The 1,664-nt window shown below is 26.8% G+C and carries 4 protein-coding genes; all 4 read right to left on the bottom strand.

What is annotated here, in order from left to right; translation table 4 throughout:
- Nucleotides 1-487: hypothetical protein (locus A6V39_RS00225; RefSeq protein WP_187149658.1), on the bottom strand; the 487-nt coding region annotated here is incomplete at its 3' end.
- A 13-nt stretch (nucleotides 488-500) separates the two neighbouring features.
- Nucleotides 501-908, bottom strand: coding sequence for a hypothetical protein (locus A6V39_RS00230; RefSeq protein WP_187149659.1), 408 nt, complete (start codon nucleotides 906-908; stop codon nucleotides 501-503).
- Entirely contained in the window at nucleotides 908-1,270 is a 363-nt protein-coding gene (locus A6V39_RS00235) for a hypothetical protein (protein WP_187149660.1), read from the bottom strand. The genes A6V39_RS00230 and A6V39_RS00235 overlap by 1 nt, the downstream gene beginning before the upstream one ends.
- Before the next feature lies 1 nt (nucleotide 1,271).
- Entirely contained in the window at nucleotides 1,272-1,427 is a 156-nt protein-coding gene (locus tag A6V39_RS00240) for a hypothetical protein (protein ID WP_187149661.1), read from the bottom strand.
- Nucleotides 1,428-1,664 lie beyond the last annotated feature (237 nt).

Here is a 1,664-nt window from a genome sequence, read left to right on the forward strand (position 1 = left end):
AATTGCTCTGTGAAATTGGTAGAAAATCAGTAAATTGGCTATTTTTAATTTTATTTTCTTCTCTTAATTCTTTGTGGTAATCACCAATTATTACTTGTATTTTATGTCAATATTTTCTTGCTATTTGACCTTCATCAGTATCTTCTCTTTTTCAAATTTCTTTTCCATAATTAGTAGTCATTGTTCTGAATTTTTTTTCCTTACCAGAAAAAAATATAGTTATGTATCTTTCTCATTCTTTAGTTAATAATTCTTCATTTACTCTTTTCTTTAATATATTTAAGCCATCTTTAATTTTGCAATAAGAATCTCTGTCATATGTACCATCTTCAGTTTTCTTTAATGTATATTCTTCAATTGCCTTAAGTAAGTTGCAGTATTGTACCATTGCCAAATGCTCTTCTTCATTATTAGTAAGTGTCTTAAATTGATTTGTTTCTTGTTCTAAGAAATTTAATAACCTCTTTACAAGGTCTTTAAACTCCATAATTAAATAAAATTTAAGTTTGAGTTAAGTAAGAAGCATTTTGAAAGTTTTCAGCAATCTTTCTATAAGGCTCTTCCAGAAATTTTTCTGATTTGTAAATTAAATCTGTTCTGCCTTGTAAAGTACCTTTCATTGCTCTAATTTTTTTGATATCATTCATAATAAAATCTTTACCCCTTTCAAGAGCTCATCTTGTTTTATCCAAAGCTGTTTTAAGAGCATCTCTTTCAGTAACCAATGTATTAATAGCTTGTCTATGTTTTGCTTCAATATTAGATAAATTGTATTCAACAAAATTTAATTTATCCTTTAATTTATTTCTTTCTTTAACATAGTCAACTACAGAATGACCTCCATATATGGTTCCTGCTGTACCTAAAGCAGAAGCAGAAATTAATCCAAATACTTTTATGAAACTCATTATTTTACTTCTTCTTCTTTTATTTCAAATTTAGCTTCTTTACACCAATTTCTGAATATTTGATAAACGTATCCATTTTTACACATACTATTTAATTGTCCATCTGTATATTTATATGAAGTATAGTAAGAACTAAATACTTCACTAAATTTTCTACCAGAAGTTTGTCTTCATACTTTTCTTATTCTTTTTTGTGGTTCAGAAGGTTTTACTACTATTTCTGGCTCTATTTCAATAGGTAATTCAGGTAACTCAATTTTATTTAATTCATTATATTGTGTTACAGCAAAATAAGTAAGTGGTGGTATAGTACTTAAAGTTAGCATTCTAACTACAGATGGTAATAAAGAAGTTTTATTCATATTAATTTTCTCAAATATAGTTTGGACTGCAAGTTCTACAATGTATTGAACATACATATTTCTTAACATCTCTCTTACCAAATCTATCCACTTTACCTAATGTTGCTTTGCATCTATTGCAAATTAATATTTGCTTCTTAATTCCTGCTTTGTTCATATTAAATTGTTATTCAGTGGGCTAATCACTCAAAGAATTTAATAATATAAGTTATCATGGCTTATTCATCATCGTCTCTTCCTCCATCATAATATTTATCAGTTTCTTCATCAAAGCATTCTTCACACATATTTAAACTAAATTTCTTTGTAGGTTCACCACATACTTCACAATTAGATGTTTCTTTATCATTTAATTTAATTGTCTCAACTTCCATTATTGTACTTCCTTCTTTAG

The sequence above is a fragment of the Candidatus Mycoplasma haematobovis genome, from assembly GCF_001645765.1.
GTDB classification, from domain to species: domain Bacteria; phylum Bacillota_I; class Bacilli_A; order Mycoplasmatales; family Mycoplasmoidaceae; genus Eperythrozoon_B; species Eperythrozoon_B haematobovis.